Raw genomic sequence first — 15865 nt, 5'->3', positions numbered from 1 at the left:
CTGCAAAGCAGCCCCAAATCTCAAATGCAAAGCAGGATCAGCGCCCAACCACCTTGGGCTTATAGGCGCAATACCCAGGCCGTGGCCCGACCTTGGGGTGGTTGCGGCAGGTATCTGGCCGCTTGTCATAAATGGTGCACAGCCGGCTCTTGCGGTCCAGATACATGCAGTCATCGTTGCTCATCCGGGTCAGGGTGAAGATGCCCGACTTCTGGTTGAAGCGCTCGATGATGCCTTCCTTCTGCAGGCGTTTGGCCACGTTTTTCGGTGGTTCGTCTTTTTCGAACTCGTCGACCACGCCGATGCGGATCAGATCCTTGATCTTCACTTCCACGGGCAGCGTGCAGCAGGTCGAGTGACAGCCACCGCACATGTGGCTGGCATAGCGTTGCCAGGTTTCCAGGCGGTCGACTTCGGCCGCGGCAATCAGGGTCGTTTTCATCGTTATGGGGGTGAATCACGGTCTTGGGGCGCGCGATCATACCGGAGTTGTTCAATTTGTGAACAACCTTTTGCCTGATTCCTTCATCAGGCATGAAAACTGCGAACAGGTACTGTCAGTCCCTGTCGAAGGGTCTAGTCTCATCAATCTCCCTCCGTATTCGTCTACTTGCCCGAGGATGCCGCATGTCCCAGGAACCCAAAGCACGTGACGCCGAGGTGGCCGATTTTCGCGCCGCTGTGCTGGATAAGCTGACCTACGCGGTCGGCAAGGACCCCGAGCATGCCTTCGACCATGACTGGTTCGAAGCCATTGCCCTGGCGGCGCGTGATCACATGGTCGATCACTGGATGGACCATACCCGTCAGGCCTACAGGCGCAGTCAGAAACGGGTCTATTACCTTTCCCTGGAATTTCTCATCGGGCGGCTGCTATATGACAGCCTGAGCAACCTGGGCTTGCTCGACATCGCCCGCGAAGCCCTCGATGGCCTGGACGTCGATCTGGAGCGCATCCGCCTGCTGGAGCCGGATGCCGCACTGGGCAATGGTGGCCTGGGGCGCCTGGCGGCTTGCTTCATGGAAAGCATGTCGACCCTGGGCATTGCCGCCCATGGCTACGGTATCCGTTACGAGCACGGCCTGTTTCGCCAGGCGGTGGTCGATGGTTGGCAGCAGGAGCAGACCGAGAACTGGCTGGACTTCGGCAACCCCTGGGAGTTCGAGCGCGCCGAGGTGATCTACCCGATCAGTTTCGGCGGCAGCGTCGAGACCGTGCAGGACCCACACGGCCAGCAACGGCAGGTGTGGTCGCCCGGCGAGACGGTGCGGGCGGTGGCCTATGACACGCCGGTGGTCGGCTGGCGTGGCGCCAGCGTCAATACCTTGCGCCTGTGGCGGGCGCGGGCGCTCGAGGAGCTGCACCTGGAGCGCTTCAACGCCGGCGACCACCTGGGTGCGGTCGCCGAAGTGGCGCGCGCCGAGAGCATTTCGCGCGTGCTGTACCCGGCCGACAGTACCGAAGCCGGGCAGGAGCTGCGCCTGCGCCAGGAGTACTTCTTCGTCTCGGCTTCGCTGCAGGACTTGCTGCGCCGCCACCTGAACATGCATGACAGCCTGCTCAACCTGCCCGATGCCGCCGCCATTCAGCTCAACGACACCCACCCCTCGATCGCCGTGGCCGAGTTGATGCGGCTGCTGGTCGACCAGCACGAAGTGCCTTGGGATACCGCCTGGGAGCTGACCGTCGGCACGCTGGCCTACACCAACCACACCTTGCTGCCGGAGGCACTGGAAACCTGGCCGGTGGCGCTGATGGAGCGCATGCTGCCGCGGCACATGCAGATCATCTACCTGATCAACGCCTACCATATCGACGCCCTGCGCGCGAAAGGGCTGCACGACTTCGACGTGTTGCGGGCCGTGTCGCTGATCGAAGAAGACAACGGCCGCCGGGTGCGCATGGGCAACCTTGCGTTTCTCGGCTCGCATAGTGTGAACGGCGTGTCGGCACTGCACAGCCAGCTGATGAAGAGCACGGTGTTCGCCGAGCTGCACAAGCTGTACCCGCAGCGGATCAACAACAAGACCAACGGCATCACCTTCAGGCGCTGGTTGTTCCAGTCCAACCCGCCACTGACCGAGATGCTGGTCGAGGCGCTTGGGCCCGAGCTCAAGGATGACCCTGAAGGGCTGCTGGCCAACCTCGTGCCCTTTGCTGACAAAAGCAGCTTCCGCAAGCAGTTCGCCGCCCAGCGCCTGCACAGCAAGCGCGCCCTGGCCAGCATCATCCAGGACCGTATCGGCGTTACGGTGAACCCCGAGGCGATGTTCGATGTGCAGGTCAAGCGCATCCACGAGTACAAGCGCCAGTTGCTCAACCTGCTGCACACCGTGGCGCTGTATCAGGCCATTCGCAACGACCCCGGTACCAATTGGGTACCACGGGTGAAGATCTTCGCCGGCAAGGCTGCGGCCAGCTACCACCAGGCCAAGCTGATCATCAAACTGGCCAACGACATCGCCCGTGTGGTCAACAACGACCCCACCGTGCGTGGCCTGCTGAAAGTGGTATTCCTGCCCAACTACAACGTCAGCCTGGCCGAAAGCATCATCCCGGCGGCAGACTTGTCCGAGCAGATCTCCACGGCAGGTTATGAGGCATCAGGCACCAGCAACATGAAGTTCGGCCTCAATGGCGCGCTGACCATCGGCACCCTGGACGGCGCCAACGTCGAGATGTGCGAGCAGGTGGGGGCCGACAACATGTTCATCTTCGGCCTCACGGCGCAGCAGGTCGAGGCGCGCCGGCGCGCCGGGGACTTTGGCGCCAATGCGGCGATTGCGGCGTCCAATCGCTTGAACGATGTGCTCCAGGCCATTCGCAGCGGGGTGTTCTCGCCCGATGACCCTTCGCGTTATACCGGGCTGATCGACGGGTTGGTGGCCTATGACCGTTTCCTGGTGTGCGCCGATTTCGACGCCTACTGGGATGCCCAGCGGCGGGTCGATGAGCTGTGGCACACACCGCAGGAATGGTGGCGCATGGCGGTGCTGAACACGGCGCGGATGGGGTGGTTCTCGTCGGACCGGACCATTCGCGAGTATGCCACCGACATCTGGAAAGCACTGGACTGACTTACCAGGGCCGCATAGCGGCCCCACTCGACAGCCGGCCTGGCCAAGGCTGAACTACCGACCTATTGTGCCGTCAGACAGCCCAGGCGAGTCTCATTGCTCGCTAGCATCGCACTCTCCCTGTAAACTGCGGGGGTTTTTCTCCCCCTTTCCATTTCGGAGCCATACATGTCCCGCGTTACCCTGAGTCGCTATCTGATTGAGCAGACCCGCAGCAACAATACCCCTGCCGATCTGCGCTTCCTGATCGAAGTGGTGGCGCGCGCGTGCAAAGAGATCAGCCACCACGTGTCCAAAGGCGCCCTGGGCGGCGTACTGGGCAGCATGGGCACCGAGAACGTTCAAGGTGAAGTGCAGAAGAAGCTCGACGTGATCTCCAACGATATCCTGCTGGAGGCCAACGAGTGGGGCGGCCACCTGGCCGGCATGGCTTCCGAAGAAATGGACAACGCCTACCAGATCCCGGGCAAGTACCCTAAAGGCGCCTACCTGCTGGTCTTCGACCCACTGGACGGTTCGTCGAACATCGACGTCAACGTCTCGGTCGGCACCATCTTCTCGGTACTGCGTTGCCCCAACGAATACCTGAGCCAGAACGAAACCCTCAACGAAAACGCCTTCCTGCAGCCAGGCACCGAGCAGGTCGCCGCCGGTTATGCCATCTACGGCCCGCAGACCATGCTGATCCTGACCCTGGGCAATGGCGTCAAGGGCTTCACCCTGGACCGTGAGCTGGGCAGCTTCGTGCTGACTCACGAGAACATCCAGGTACCGGCAACCACCGCCGAGTTCGCCATCAACATGTCCAACCAGCGTCACTGGGAAGCCCCGGTGCAGCGCTACGTCGATGAGCTGCTGGCCGGTGAGACTGGCCCGCTGAAAAAGAACTACAACATGCGCTGGATCGCCTCGATGGTAGCCGACGTGCACCGCATCCTGACCCGTGGCGGTCTGTTCATGTACCCGCGCGACGCTCGCGATCCGAGCAAGCCGGGCAAGCTGCGCCTGATGTACGAGGCCAACCCGATGTCGTTCATCATCGAACAGGCTGGCGGCGCATCCACCAATGGTTACGATCGTATCCTCGACATTCAGCCACAAAGCCTGCACGAGCGTGTGTCGGTCATTCTGGGCTCGAAGGAAGAGGTCGAGCGCGTCACCGCGTATCACAAGGAGTAAGTCATGCTCGCACCTTGGCAGCCGTTGTTGGAGTGGTGGTTCGGTTGGGGCACCAGCCCCCAGGCCGTGGCTGACGAGAAGAGCACGCTGTGGTTCGGCAAGCATCACGATGCCGAAGCTCAGGCGCTGTTTGGCGAGCTTGTCGAGCATGCCCTGGCGGGTGGGCTCGACGAGTGGCAGCAGAGCCCGCAAGGCTGGCTCGGCCTGCTGATCCTGCTGGACCAGCTGCCGCGCATGATCCACCGCGACACGTCGCGCGCCTTCGAGGGCGACCGGCGTGCCCAGGTGGTGGCCATGCAGGGCCTGCAGAAAGGCTGGGATTACCAGCTGCTGCCGATCCAGCGAGTGTTTGTGCTGCTGGTGCTGGAGCATGCCGAGGTGCTGGACTGGCAGAACCTGTGCGTCGAGCGTTACCAAGTACTGCTGGACGAGCAGCCCGAGGCCCATCGGCGCTTGTTCGAGGGGTTCCTCGACTATGCCGAGCAGCACCAGCGGGTGATTGCCCGGTTCGGGCGCTTCCCGCACCGCAACCTGATGCTGGAACGGCCGAGTACCAGTGAAGAGATGGACTTTTTGCTGGAGCCTGGCTCCAGGTTCTGAGATTCACCGGCCTGCCACGCAGCCCTGACGTAGCAAAAAACCGCCCCTGCACCCGCAGCGGCGGTTTTTTTTGCGCCGCCATTGGCTACCCGACCAATGGTGTAGGTGGAAAGGGGGGAGGGCAGGGAACCAGGGAGGGATTTTCTCGTCGAAGGTCACTGCAGGCCACTCGCCTGTATCCCCTGTCCAGGAGTGTCCTCATGTCGTTGCGTTCCCTCGCCCTGTTGTCCTTGTGCGTCGTTCTGACCGCGTGCAGCAAGATCAACCAGGAAAACTATTCCAAGCTCAAGGCCGGCATGAACAAGGCCGAGGTCGAGCAACTGCTCGGCACGCCTGCCGAGTGCTCTGGCGCGCTGGGCATGAGCAGCTGTACCTGGGGGGACGAGAAGAGCTTCATCAGCGTGCAGTACGCGGCTGACAAGGTGCTGATGTATTCAGGGCAGGGCCTTAAATGAGGCGTCTGCACCTCCTGCTGGGGTTATGCCTGGTGATGCTGCTGGGCGGCTGCGCCAGCTCTGCGCATGACCCGCTGGCACCGAAAACCGCCGGTAACGTCGACCTCAAGCGCTACCAGGGCAAATGGTATGAGCTGGCGCGCTTGCCGATGCGCTATCAGCAAGGCTGCGAGCAGTCCGAGGCCCACTACAACCTCAAATCTGACGGCTCCTACGGCGTGCTCAACCGCTGCCGTACCCTGGGGGATGAATGGTTGCGCGCAGAAGGGCATGCCAACATCCAGGAGCCTGGGCATACCGACAAGCTGTGGGTTGAGTTCGACAACTGGTTCACCCGCCTGGTGCCAGGCGTGGCGAGGGGTGAGTACTGGATTCTCTACGTGGACGAGCGTTACCACACGGCGATCGTCGGCAGCCCGGACCGCAAGTACCTGTGGATCTTGTCACGCACGCCAAGCCTGCCGGCCTGGCAGCGCGAGAGTTTGCTGTCCAAGGCACGGCAGCAAGGTTATGACACCAGCCGGCTGATCTGGCGCACGGCTGACCAGCAGATCGTCAAAAGCCATTGACCCCGCACGCGCGTGCATGTGGTGGTGTGTGTAGGAGCGGCCTTGCGTCGCGAAAAGGGGCGCGCAGCGGCCCCAGGCTTTAGCGTCGCCGCTGGTATCGATGGGGCCGCTTTGCGGCCCTTTTCGCGACGCAAGGCCGCTCCTAAACACACACACACGGTCAACCCAGCAGTTGGCGCAAGACCTCGACAAACGCCTGCGCGCTTTCCCCTTCCTGGGCATGCCGCCCCTGGCGCACGACCCACTGGCCGTTGACCATCACATCGCGCACCTGGCGGTCGCCGCCTGCGAACAACCAGCGGTTGAGAATGGCATCGCCATCTGCCGTGGCGATGTACGGGTCTTGCCCATCCAGCACCAGCCAGTCGGCCCGCTTGCCCACCGCCAGTTCACCGACCGCCTGGCCAAGCGCCTGGGCACCGCCGCTCAAGGCTGCGTCATACAGCGTGCGCCCGACCATCGGCTGGTCACCGCGGTACAGCCGGTTGCGTCGCTGATCGCGCAAGCGCTGGCCGTACTCCAGCCAGCGCAGTTCTTCCACCACGCTGAGCGACACATGGCTGTCCGAGCCAATGCCCATGCGCCCACCTTGCGCCAGGTAATCCACGGCCGGGAAGATACCGTCGCCCAGGTTGGCCTCGGTGGTCAGGCACAGCCCTGCCACCGCGCCGCTGCGGGCCATGGCGGCGACTTCATCGGCTTCGGCGTGGGTGGCGTGAACCAGGCACCAGCGCGCGTCCACCTCGACATGCTCGTACAGCCACTGCAACGGGCGCAGGCCACTCCAGGCCAGGCAATCGTCGACTTCCTTCTGTTGTTCGGCAATGTGGATATGCACCGGGCTATTTGGGTTGCCGGCTTCCAGCACGCTGGCGATCTGCCCTGGGGTGACTGCGCGCAGCGAGTGGAAGCACAGGCCCAGTTGCTGTGCCGGCTGCGCGGCCAGCAGTGGCGCTAGTTGTTCCTGCAGGCGCAGGTACTGATCGGTAGAGTTGATGAAACGCCGTTGCCCTTCGGTGGGCGCCTGGCCGCCGAAGCCTGCGTGGCTGTACAGCACGGGCAGCAAGGTCAGGCCGATGCCGCTGCTGGCTGCCGCGGCGCTGATGCGCCGGGACAGCTCGGCGGGGTCGGTGTAGGCCTTGCCTGCCGAGTCGTGGTGCACATAGTGGAATTCGGCCACCGAGGTGTAGCCGGCCTTGAGCATCTCGATGTACAGCTGGCGGGCGATGACCTGCAACTGCTCTGGGGTGATCTGGCCAACCAGGCGATACATCAGGTCGCGCCAGGTCCAGAAGCTGTCGTTGGGGTTGCCCGCCACTTCCGCCAACCCTGCCATCGCCCGCTGGAAGGCATGCGAGTGCAGGTTGGGCATGCCGGGCAGCAACGGCCCGCCCAGCCGTTCGGCACCGTCGGCCGAAGCACCGGGCTCGATGCGGGTCATGTTGCCATCGCTGGCGACCTCGATTCGGACATTGCTGGCCCAGCCATTGGGCAGCAGGGCGCGTTCGGCGAAGTAGGCGGACATCGGTGAAATCCTGTTATTGTTAACTTGTATATACATATACAGGCGTTTGCCTGCCGGGTAAACTGCGGCAAGCTACCGCTCATTCAATCGCACAAGGATCCAACGCCGTGCCGACACCTCCTGTCTCCGCGCTGGTTGCCCAGATGGGCGAGGGCCCGGCGCCGCTGTACGCGCGGGTCAAACAGATGATCATCCAGCAGATCGACAACGGCAGCTGGCCGCCCCATCACCGGGTCCCTTCAGAGAGCGAGCTGGTCAGCCAACTGGGCTTCAGCCGCATGACCATCAACCGCGCCCTGCGTGAGCTCACGGCCGAAGGGCTGCTGGTGCGCATGCAAGGGGTCGGTACCTTCGTCGCCGAACCCAAGAGCCGTTCGGCGCTGTTCGAAGTCAACAACATCGCCGACGAGATTGCCGGGCGTGGCCACCAGCATAGCTGCCAGGTGGTCATCCTCGCCGAGGAGGCCGCCGGCTCCGAGCGTGCCCTGGCGCTGGACATGCGCGAAGGCCAGCGGGTGTTCCATTCGCTGATCGTGCATTACGAAAATGGCATACCGGTGCAAATCGAGGACCGCTACGTCAATGCGGCGATCGCGCCCGATTACCTCAAGCAGGACTTCACCCGGCAAACGCCATACGCCTACCTGTCCCAGGTCGCACCGCTGACCGAGGGTGAGCACGTGGTCGAGGCGATTCTGGCCGAGCCGCACGAGTGCCAGCTGTTGCAGATCGAGCGGGGCGAGCCTTGCCTGCTGATTCGCCGCCGCACCTGGTCCGGCCGCCAGCCGGTCACTGCCGCACGGTTGATCCACCCCGGTTCGCGTCATCGCCTGGAAGGACGATTCAGCAAATGAGCCAATTGCAGGTGTTGCGTGCGCAGGGCTACCCGCGCATGCCATGGAAGAACGGGGGCGGCTTCACCGAGGAAATCACCCGCGACAGTGGCGAGGGCCTCGAAGGGTTCGGCTGGCGCCTGTCGATTGCCGATATCGAAGAGTCTGGCGGTTTCTCGTCGTTCGCCGGTTACCAGCGGATCATCACGGTGCTGCAGGGCGATGGCATGCGCCTGCTGGTCGACGGGCAGGCCAGCCGGCCGCTGTTGCCATACGACGCGTTCGCCTTCGCAGGCGAGAGCCAGGTCAGTTGCAAGCTGCTGGGTGGGGCGATTCGTGATTTCAACCTGATCTACGCGCCGCAGCGCTATCGCGCGCGCTTGCAGTGGTTCGATGGCACCACCCGGCTGTTCAGTTCGGCGTCGACGGTGTTGTTGTTCGCCGCCAGCAATCAGGTCGAGGTGCAGTTGGCAGGGGGTGAGGTGCAGCGGCTGGGGTTGCATGACTGCTTGCGGCTTGAGGGTAACGACGCGCTGGTGGGGTTGGAGGTTCAGGGGCGGTTTTGCCTGATCGAACTGATTTCACGTTGAGATAGCCGGGGCCGCACAGCGGCCCCAGCTTTTCCTGGGTTCCAGCGCATAGGTCCAATTATTTTGGTTGTCCATGCTTGTACATACAAGTAAAGGTGTGTTTGTATATTGACCACGACACATCTGCCCGCGGACGACCGCAGAGGACCCTTCCCGTGACCGACAACAACAAATACCGTGACGTTGAAATCCGTGCCCCACGTGGCAACAAGCTGACCGCCAAAAGCTGGCTGACCGAAGCGCCGCTGCGCATGCTGATGAACAACCTCGATCCGCAGGTCGCGGAAAACCCGAAAGAGCTGGTGGTCTACGGCGGTATCGGCCGCGCCGCCCGCAACTGGGCCTGCTACGACAAGATCGTCGAGACCCTGACCCGCCTGGAAGACGACGAAACCCTGCTGGTGCAGTCGGGCAAGCCGGTCGGCGTATTCAAGACCCACAGCAACGCCCCACGCGTGCTGATCGCCAACTCCAACCTGGTGCCGCACTGGGCCAACTGGGAACACTTCAACGAACTGGATGCCAAGGGCCTGGCCATGTACGGCCAGATGACCGCCGGCAGCTGGATCTACATCGGTAGCCAGGGCATCGTCCAGGGCACCTATGAAACCTTCGTCGAGGCCGGCCGCCAGCACTACGGTGGCAGCCTCAAAGGCAAGTGGGTACTGACCGCAGGCCTGGGCGGCATGGGCGGTGCCCAGCCACTGGCCGCGACCCTGGCCGGTGCCTGCTCGCTGAACATCGAATGCCAGCAGAGCCGCATCGATTTCCGCCTCGAAACCCGCTATGTCGACGAGCAGGCCACCGACCTTGACGACGCCCTGGCGCGCATCGCCAAGTACACCGCCGAAGGCAAGGCCATCTCCATCGCCCTGCACGGCAACGCCGCTGAAGTGCTGCCGGAGCTGGTCAAACGTGGCGTGCGCCCGGACATGGTCACCGACCAGACCAGCGCCCACGACCCGCTCAACGGCTACCTGCCGGCCGGCTGGACCTGGGAGCAGTACCGCGACCGCGCGCAGACCGAACCGGCTGCCGTGGTCAAAGCCGCCAAGCAGTCCATGGCTGTGCACGTGCAAGCCATGCTCGACTTCCAGAAGCAAGGCATCCCGACCTTCGACTACGGCAACAACATTCGCCAGATGGCCAAGGAAGAGGGCGTGGCCAACGCCTTCGACTTCCCTGGCTTCGTGCCGGCCTATATCCGCCCGCTGTTCTGCCGCGGCGTGGGTCCGTTCCGCTGGGCCGCGCTGTCTGGTGAAGCCGACGACATCTACAAGACCGATGCCAAGGTCAAGGAACTGATCCCCGACGACGCCCACCTGCACCGCTGGCTGGACATGGCCCGTGAGCGCATCAGCTTCCAGGGCCTGCCAGCGCGTATTTGCTGGGTCGGCCTGGGCCTTCGCGCCAAACTGGGCCTGGCGTTCAACGAAATGGTACGCAGTGGCGAGCTGTCGGCGCCGATCGTCATCGGCCGTGACCACCTGGACTCCGGTTCGGTATCGAGCCCCAACCGTGAAACCGAAGCCATGCGCGACGGCTCCGACGCCGTCTCCGACTGGCCGCTGCTCAACGCCCTGCTCAACACCGCCAGCGGCGCCACCTGGGTTTCGCTGCACCACGGCGGCGGCGTAGGCATGGGCTTCTCGCAGCACTCGGGCATGGTCATCGTCTGCGACGGTACCGATGAAGCCGCCGAGCGCATCGCCCGCGTGCTGACCAACGACCCGGCCACCGGTGTCATGCGCCACGCCGACGCCGGCTACGACATCGCCGTCGACTGCGCCAAAGAGCAAGGCCTCGACCTGCCAATGATCACGGGCTGATCGCTGCACTTTGAGTGATACTGAACAACAAGAAGGGGCCTGCGGGCCCCGACAGAATGGAGTAGCGAAGTGACCGAACTGACCCTCAAGCCTGGCACCCTGACCCTGGCCCAGCTGCGCGCGATCCACGCCGCACCCGTGCGCCTGCGCCTGGATGCCAGCGCCGACCAGCCGATCAACGACAGCGTTGCCTGCGTCGAACAGATTCTTGCCGAAGACCGTACCGCGTACGGCATCAACACCGGTTTCGGCCTGCTGGCTTCGACCCGCATTGCCAGCCATGACCTGGAAAACCTGCAGCGTTCGCTGGTGCTGTCCCACGCCGCCGGCATCGGCGCGCCGCTGGACGACGACCTGGTGCGGCTGATCATGGTGCTCAAGATCAACAGCCTCAGCCGTGGTTTCTCCGGCATTCGCCGCAAGGTGATCGATGCGCTGATCGCCCTGGTCAACGCCGAAGTCTACCCACACATTCCGCTCAAAGGCTCGGTCGGTGCGTCCGGCGACCTGGCACCGCTGGCGCACATGTCGCTGGTGCTGCTCGGCGAAGGCAAGGCGCGTTACCAGGGCCAATGGCTGTCGGCCACTGAAGCGCTGGCCGTTGCCGGCCTGGAGCCACTGACCCTGGCCGCCAAAGAGGGCCTGGCCCTGCTCAACGGCACCCAGGCTTCCTCGGCCTACGCCTTGCGCGGGCTGTTCTACGCCGAAGACCTGTACGCCGCCGCCATTGCCTGCGGTGGCCTGACCGTGGAAGCCGCGCTGGGCTCGCGTTCGCCGTTCGATGCACGGGTGCATGCCGTGCGTGGCCAGCGTGGCCAGATCGACACAGCCGCCTGCTTCCGCGACCTGCTGGGCGAGTCCAGCGAAGTCTCGCAATCGCACAAGAACTGCGACAAGGTCCAGGACCCGTACTCGCTGCGCTGCCAGCCGCAGGTCATGGGCGCCTGCCTCACCCAGTTGCGCCAGGCTGCCGAAGTGTTGGGCGTCGAGGCCAACGCGGTGTCGGACAACCCGCTGGTGTTCGCTGCCGAAGGCGACGTGATCTCGGGCGGTAACTTCCACGCCGAACCGGTGGCCATGGCCGCTGACAACCTGGCCCTGGCCATCGCCGAAATCGGCTCGCTGAGCGAGCGCCGCATCTCGCTGATGATGGACAAGCACATGTCCCAGCTGCCGCCGTTCCTGGTGGAAAACGGTGGGGTCAACTCTGGCTTCATGATTGCCCAGGTGACCGCTGCCGCATTGGCCAGCGAGAACAAGGCCCTGTCGCACCCTCACAGCGTCGACAGCCTGCCCACTTCGGCCAACCAGGAAGACCACGTGTCGATGGCCCCGGCCGCCGGCAAGCGCTTGTGGGAAATGGCCGAGAACACCCGTGGCGTGCTGGCCATCGAATGGCTGGGCGCCTGCCAGGGCCTGGACCTGCGCAAGGGGCTGAAGACCTCGGCCAAGCTGGAGCAGGCACGCCGAGCGCTGCGCAGCGAAGTGCCGCACTACGACCGCGACCGGTTCTTTGCGCCGGATATCGAGAAGGCCGTCGAGCTGCTGGCTAAAGGCAGCCTGAGCGGGCTGCTGCCGGCTGGGGTTCTGCCTAGCCTGTGATGCCTCTGGGGCCGCCGTTCGGCCCATTCGCGGGGCAAGCCCGCTCCCACACAGATCTGAACCTGTGGGGGCGGGCTTGACCCGTGAAAGGGCTGCAGCGCGGCCCCCTCGATCTCACGACCACAAAAACAAAATTAGGACGTGACATGCAACAAGCTCAAGGTCTAAAGCGCGGGCTGTCTGCCCGACACATCCGTTTCATGGCGCTCGGCTCCGCTATCGGCACCGGGCTTTTCTACGGTTCTGCCTCGGCCATCCAGATGGCCGGCCCAGCAGTGCTGCTGGCCTACCTGATCGGCGGCGCCGCCGTGTTCATGGTCATGCGCGCCCTTGGCGAGATGGCCGTGCACAACCCGGTCGCCGGCTCCTTCGGCCATTACGCCACCACCTACCTCGGCCCCATGGCCGGCTTCATCCTCGGTTGGACCTACGCCTTCGAGATGGTCATCGTCGCCATCGCCGACGTGACGGCCTTCGGTATCTATATGGGCTTCTGGTTCCCTGAAGTGGCCCGCTGGATCTGGGTGCTGGGCATCGTCTTCCTGATCGGCGGCCTGAACCTGTGCAACGTCAAGGTGTTTGGCGAGATGGAGTTCTGGCTGTCGCTGCTCAAGGTCGGCGCCATCGTCGCGATGATCCTTGCCGGCCTCGGCATCATGGCCTTCGGCTTCAGCCAGGTCGGCACCGGGCATGCGGTCGGGTTGAGCAACCTGGTCGAGCACGGCGGCTTCATGCCTAACGGTGTCGGTGGCCTGATCGCCTCCTTCGCAGTGGTCATGTTCGCCTTCGGTGGTATCGAAATCATCGGTGTCACTGCCGGTGAGGCCAAGGACCCACAACGGGTCATCCCCAAGGCCATCAATGCCGTGCCGCTGCGTATCCTGCTGTTCTACGTGCTGACCTTGTTCGTGCTGATGTGCCTGTACCCGTGGCCGCAGATCGGCAGCGAAGGCAGCCCGTTCGTGCAGATCTTCAGCAACCTGGGGATTGGTTCGGCGGCGGCAGTGCTCAACGTCGTGGTGATTTCCGCTGCCATTTCGGCCATCAACAGCGACATTTTCGGCGCGGGCCGCATGATGTACGGCCTGGCCCAGCAAGGCCACGCGCCACGCGGGTTCAGCAAGCTGTCCCGGCACGGTGTGCCATGGATGACCGTGGTGGTGATGGGCGCGGCGCTGCTGATCGGCGTGGTGCTCAACTACCTGATCCCCGAGAACGTGTTCCTGCTGATCGCCTCGATCGCCACCTTCGCCACCGTGTGGGTGTGGCTGATGATCCTGCTCACCCAGGTGGCCATGCGCCGCAGCATGAGCCGCGAGGAAGCCGCCCAGCTGAAGTTCCCGGTACCGTTCTGGCCCTATGGCCCAGCCATGGCCATCGCGTTCATGGTGTTCATCTTTGGCGTGCTCGGTTACTTCCCGGACACTCAGGCAGCCTTGCTGGTGGGTGTGGTCTGGGTGGTGTTCCTGGTCGCGTCCTACCTGCTGTGGTGCAAGCCGCGGGGAGGGCAGGGCAAGGCGGCCCAGGCGCAGGCCGAGTTGCACCGCTAGTACAGGAGATTGCAAATGAGAACCCTCTGGCAGCACTGCCATGTAGCAACCATGGTCGACGGCCGTTACTCGATCATCGAGGACGCGGCGATCGTCACCTGCGCCGGGCTGATCGAATGGATCGGCCCACGCAGCGCGCTGCGGCCGGTCGAAGCGGAGCGCACGGTGAACCTGGGCAACGGCTGGGTCACCCCCGGGCTGATCGACTGCCACACTCACGCGGTGTTTGGCGGCAACCGCAGCGGCGAGTTCGAACAGCGCCTGCAGGGCGTGAGCTATGCCGAAATCGCCGCGCAAGGCGGCGGCATCGCCAGTACCGTGCGGGCCACCCGCGCGGCCAGCGAGGATGAGCTGTTCGCCAGTGCCCGCCAGCGGGTTCAGGCGTTGATGCGTGATGGCGTGACCACCCTCGAGGTCAAGTCCGGCTACGGCCTGGACCTGGCCAACGAGCGCAAGATGCTGCGCGTGGCACGGCGCCTGGCCGACGAATTGCCGCTTGCCGTGCGCGCCACCTGTTTGGCCGCCCACGCCCTGCCGCCGGAGTACGCCGGCAGGGCCGACGACTACATTGCGCACATCTGCGACGAGATGCTGCCTGCCCTGGCCGCAGAAGGGCTGGTGGATGCGGTGGATGCGTTCTGCGAACACCTGGCGTTCTCCCCGGCCCAGGTCGAGCGGGTATTCATCAAGGCGCATGAGCTGGGCCTGCCGGTGAAGCTGCACGCCGAACAACTGTCGTCGCTGCACGGCTCGAGCCTGGCGGCGCGCTACCAGGCACTGTCGGCCGACCACCTGGAATTCATGACCGAGGAAGACGCCATTGCCATGGCCGCGGCCGGCACGGTCGCCGTGCTGCTGCCGGGCGCCTTCTATTTCCTGCGCGAAACCCAATTGCCGCCGATGGACGCCCTGCGCCGTCACGGTGTGAAGATTGCCCTGGCCAGCGACCTCAACCCGGGCACTTCGCCGGGGCTGTCGCTGCGCCTGATGCTGAACATGGGCTGCACGCTGTGGCGCATGACCCCGGAAGAAGCCCTGGCCGGTGTGACCACCCATGCCGCCACGGCGCTGGGCCTTGGCGACAGCCATGGCACGCTGGAAGCCGGCAAGGTGGCGGACTTTGTCGCCTGGCAGATCGAGCGCCCCGCCGACCTGGCCTACTGGCTGGGTGGCGACCTGCCCAAGCGCGTGGTGCGCAAGGGCCACGAGATATCCAACTGAGCGAGGCGAAATGGACAAGGTACTGAGTTTTCACCAGGGCCGTTTGCCCCTGCTGATCAGCATGCCCCACGCGGGGCTGCAGCTGACCCCCGCCGTGCGCGACGGCCTGGTCGACCAGGCGCGCAGCTTGCCCGACACCGACTGGCATATCCCGCAGCTCTACGATTTTGCCCGTGAACTGGGCGCCAGCGTGGTGGCGGCGGAGTATTCGCGTTTCGTCATCGACCTGAACCGGCCCGACGACGACAAGCCGCTGTACGCCGGGGCAACCACCGGCTTGTATCCGGCCACGCTGTTCGAAGGGCAGCCCTTGTTCAAAGACGGGCAGGCGCCCTCTGCCGAAGAGCGCGCGACCTACCTGGAGCAGATCTGGCGGCCGTATCACGACACGATCAGCCAGGAGCTGGCCCGCCTGCGTGAGCAGTTCGGCTATGCGTTGCTGTGGGACGCCCACTCGATTCGCTCGCTGATCCCGCACCTGTTCGACGGCAAACTCCCGGATTTCAACCTGGGGACCTTCAACGGCGCCAGCTGCGATCCTGAGCTGGCGCAGTTGCTTGCGGGCGTGTGCGCCGAAGCGCCGGCTTACACCCATGTACTCAACGGGCGTTTCAAGGGCGGCCATATCACCCGCCACTATGGCGACCCGGCCAACCATATCCATGCGGTGCAGCTGGAGCTGGCGCAAAGCACGTACATGGAGGAAACCGAGCCGTTCGCTTATCGCGAGGACCTGGCGCAGCCGACGCAGCAGGTCCTGAGGCAGCTGTTACAGGCCTTGCTGGCATGGGGCGAGGCGCGTTATGAGCGGTGAATGTCACGCGTGAATGAAGA

At 64.1% G+C, this 15865-nt stretch carries 14 protein-coding genes; 12 read left to right on the top strand and 2 right to left on the bottom strand.

Annotated features, from left to right (window positions below):
* Window positions 1–37: 37 nt before the first annotated feature.
* Window positions 38–442 (bottom strand): YkgJ family cysteine cluster protein, encoded by a 405-nt coding sequence (locus NP534_RS00735; RefSeq protein ID WP_016712459.1) that lies wholly within the window; start codon window positions 440–442, stop codon window positions 38–40.
* Window positions 443–627: 185 nt separating this feature from the next.
* Here NP534_RS00735 and NP534_RS00730 point away from each other — a divergent pair, with 185 nt between their 5' ends.
* The 5 genes from NP534_RS00730 (at window position 628) to NP534_RS00710 (ending at window position 5881) form a co-directional block, all read left to right on the top strand.
* Window positions 628–3078 carry a glycogen/starch/alpha-glucan phosphorylase gene (locus NP534_RS00730; protein ID WP_274097422.1) on the top strand — a complete coding sequence of 817 codons (2451 nt, stop codon included), beginning with the start codon at window positions 628–630 and terminating at the stop codon, window positions 3076–3078.
* Window positions 3079–3246: 168 nt separating this feature from the next.
* Complete coding sequence (locus NP534_RS00725) at window positions 3247–4257, top strand: class 1 fructose-bisphosphatase (protein WP_033701958.1); 1011 nt, start codon at window positions 3247–3249, stop codon at window positions 4255–4257.
* A 3-nt stretch (window positions 4258–4260) separates the two neighbouring features.
* Window positions 4261–4857, top strand: coding sequence for a DUF924 family protein (locus NP534_RS00720; protein ID WP_033701957.1), 597 nt, complete (start codon window positions 4261–4263; stop codon window positions 4855–4857).
* A 200-nt stretch (window positions 4858–5057) separates the two neighbouring features.
* Window positions 5058–5312 (top strand): outer membrane protein assembly factor BamE domain-containing protein, encoded by a 255-nt coding sequence (gene bamE, locus NP534_RS00715; protein ID WP_008094623.1) that lies wholly within the window; start codon window positions 5058–5060, stop codon window positions 5310–5312.
* Window positions 5309–5881 (top strand): lipocalin family protein, encoded by a 573-nt coding sequence (locus NP534_RS00710; protein WP_033701956.1) that lies wholly within the window; start codon window positions 5309–5311, stop codon window positions 5879–5881. The genes bamE and NP534_RS00710 overlap by 4 nt, the downstream gene beginning before the upstream one ends.
* Before the next feature lie 160 nt (window positions 5882–6041).
* Here the strand turns inward: NP534_RS00710 and NP534_RS00705 are convergent, their stop codons facing one another.
* Window positions 6042–7406, bottom strand: coding sequence for a formimidoylglutamate deiminase (locus tag NP534_RS00705; protein ID WP_274097421.1), 1365 nt, complete (start codon window positions 7404–7406; stop codon window positions 6042–6044).
* A gap of 143 nt (window positions 7407–7549) precedes the next feature.
* On the opposite strand from NP534_RS00705, the gene hutC reads away from it, so the two are divergent.
* The 7 genes from hutC (at window position 7550) to hutG (ending at window position 15845) form a co-directional block, all read left to right on the top strand.
* The gene (gene hutC, locus NP534_RS00700; protein ID WP_177326481.1) at window positions 7550–8260 is read left to right on the top strand and encodes a histidine utilization repressor; all 711 of its coding nucleotides are present in this window, start codon (window positions 7550–7552) and stop codon (window positions 8258–8260) included.
* Window positions 8257–8829, top strand: a complete 573-nt coding sequence (locus NP534_RS00695) for a HutD/Ves family protein (RefSeq protein ID WP_274097420.1) — start codon at window positions 8257–8259, stop codon at window positions 8827–8829. The genes hutC and NP534_RS00695 overlap by 4 nt, the downstream gene beginning before the upstream one ends.
* Window positions 8830–8984: 155 nt before the next feature.
* The gene (hutU, locus tag NP534_RS00690; RefSeq protein WP_033701952.1) at window positions 8985–10658 is read left to right on the top strand and encodes a urocanate hydratase; all 1674 of its coding nucleotides are present in this window, start codon (window positions 8985–8987) and stop codon (window positions 10656–10658) included.
* 69 nt (window positions 10659–10727) lie between these two features.
* Window positions 10728–12260, top strand: coding sequence for a histidine ammonia-lyase (gene hutH / locus NP534_RS00685; RefSeq protein ID WP_033701951.1), 1533 nt, complete (start codon window positions 10728–10730; stop codon window positions 12258–12260).
* A gap of 146 nt (window positions 12261–12406) precedes the next feature.
* On the top strand, window positions 12407–13810 hold the full coding sequence (locus tag NP534_RS00680) for an amino acid permease (protein ID WP_274097419.1): 1404 nt from the start codon (window positions 12407–12409) through the stop codon (window positions 13808–13810).
* 15 nt (window positions 13811–13825) lie between these two features.
* Window positions 13826–15031 carry an imidazolonepropionase gene (hutI, locus tag NP534_RS00675; RefSeq protein WP_274097418.1) on the top strand — a complete coding sequence of 402 codons (1206 nt, stop codon included), beginning with the start codon at window positions 13826–13828 and terminating at the stop codon, window positions 15029–15031.
* A gap of 10 nt (window positions 15032–15041) precedes the next feature.
* Window positions 15042–15845 (top strand): N-formylglutamate deformylase, encoded by an 804-nt coding sequence (gene hutG / locus NP534_RS00670; RefSeq protein WP_274097417.1) that lies wholly within the window; start codon window positions 15042–15044, stop codon window positions 15843–15845.
* The last annotated feature ends 20 nt before the right edge of the window (window positions 15846–15865 follow it).

It is taken from the genome of Pseudomonas sp. 39004 (assembly GCF_028682155.1).
Lineage (GTDB): Bacteria > Pseudomonadota > Gammaproteobacteria > Pseudomonadales > Pseudomonadaceae > Aquipseudomonas > Aquipseudomonas capeferrum.
This window is presented reverse-complemented; position numbering and strand designations above follow the sequence as displayed.

Excerpts from the sequence above, each read along its gene's own strand:
- NP534_RS00705 (WP_274097421.1), bottom strand. The coding sequence starts at position 7,406 with ATGTCCGCCTACTTCGCCGAACGCGCCCTGCTGCCCAATGGCTGGGCC.
- hutI (WP_274097418.1), top strand. The coding sequence starts at position 13,826 with ATGAGAACCCTCTGGCAGCACTGCCATGTAGCAACCATGGTCGACGGC.
- NP534_RS00710 (WP_033701956.1), top strand. The coding sequence starts at position 5,309 with ATGAGGCGTCTGCACCTCCTGCTGGGGTTATGCCTGGTGATGCTGCTG.
- NP534_RS00695 (WP_274097420.1), top strand. The coding sequence starts at position 8,257 with ATGAGCCAATTGCAGGTGTTGCGTGCGCAGGGCTACCCGCGCATGCCA.
- NP534_RS00680 (WP_274097419.1), top strand. The coding sequence starts at position 12,407 with ATGCAACAAGCTCAAGGTCTAAAGCGCGGGCTGTCTGCCCGACACATC.
- NP534_RS00725 (WP_033701958.1), top strand. The coding sequence starts at position 3,247 with ATGTCCCGCGTTACCCTGAGTCGCTATCTGATTGAGCAGACCCGCAGC.
- NP534_RS00735 (WP_016712459.1), bottom strand. The coding sequence starts at position 442 with ATGAAAACGACCCTGATTGCCGCGGCCGAAGTCGACCGCCTGGAAACC.
- bamE (WP_008094623.1), top strand. The coding sequence starts at position 5,058 with ATGTCGTTGCGTTCCCTCGCCCTGTTGTCCTTGTGCGTCGTTCTGACC.
- hutC (WP_177326481.1), top strand. The coding sequence starts at position 7,550 with ATGGGCGAGGGCCCGGCGCCGCTGTACGCGCGGGTCAAACAGATGATC.
- NP534_RS00720 (WP_033701957.1), top strand. The coding sequence starts at position 4,261 with ATGCTCGCACCTTGGCAGCCGTTGTTGGAGTGGTGGTTCGGTTGGGGC.
- NP534_RS00730 (WP_274097422.1), top strand. The coding sequence starts at position 628 with ATGTCCCAGGAACCCAAAGCACGTGACGCCGAGGTGGCCGATTTTCGC.
- hutG (WP_274097417.1), top strand. The coding sequence starts at position 15,042 with ATGGACAAGGTACTGAGTTTTCACCAGGGCCGTTTGCCCCTGCTGATC.